The organism is Enterobacter cloacae complex sp. GF14B, assembly GCF_004136805.1.
GTDB lineage: Bacteria > Pseudomonadota > Gammaproteobacteria > Enterobacterales > Enterobacteriaceae > Enterobacter > Enterobacter hormaechei_C.
Genome location: NZ_QFRV01000405.1, coordinates 1 through 824, shown reverse-complemented (window position 1 = coordinate 824; position 824 = coordinate 1). Strand labels below are relative to the sequence as shown.

Genomic DNA, 824 nt, shown 5'->3' with positions numbered 1-824 from the left:
CCAATGCTTGTTCACTTGGACTGCCTCCAAAGCATCGTTGGGCATCTTCACTGCAATGTCAAAGCTTGCAATAGCGCCGTCTACACTCTGTAAGGGAGTCCACACTCCAAGCTTGCACATCCAACGATCATAGTGAAATCGTATGTACAAGGAGGTGCGGGATTTCAAATAGCGCATTTCAATACCTGAAGCTCCAACCTTACAACGGTACCGGTCCCCGTTGTGCATGCCCTCCACAAAACCCCAGTCCTCTTCTAAAAGCCTTCCTAATTCCTCGTAATGCGCATCTTTACATACAAGCATTGTGGTAGTCTCCACAAATCCAAACTCTTTAAAAATGTGCACAAAACAATGAATAGGCAAACACCAGCTCAAGCCCACAGACCTAGAAGCTTTAGAGTATTTCAAAGAGTTTTGGACATCCATTATCATCTTTTGCTTGAAAGATGCTACCAACCACAAATCTGGGACCGGCCACTCCATACTTAATAAGGAAGTTACTTTGATGGGTTCAAGCATTCCAAATGCTTGTGTAGAAGTAGGGACAATATAGGAGTGAGAATAGAAGAAAATCCTTCTTTGAACCAGTTTGGTTAGGCAAAGATGCGGGAACATTATTGCTACAATATCCGCATGTATAGCATTGAATGTGCCGGAGAGACTATTTAGTGGCTGCTCCTCCACCAACGTGGATGGAAATATGACTATAAATGCATGACAAATGTTAAGTATGAATCCATAATAACATTACACTGTGATTTCACACCTAGCTTTGTATTCTCAAAACATGTACTTACAATGTGTTGGAAATCGAGGTGGTTGTT

At 42.1% G+C, this 824-nt stretch carries 1 protein-coding gene; it reads right to left on the bottom strand.

Going from position 1 to position 824, the window contains the following annotated elements:
- Positions 1 to 519, bottom strand: a 519-nt coding sequence (locus tag DD606_RS26320) for a hypothetical protein (RefSeq protein WP_219824260.1), incomplete at its 3' end; no start/stop codon positions are given.
- Positions 520 to 824 lie beyond the last annotated feature (305 nt).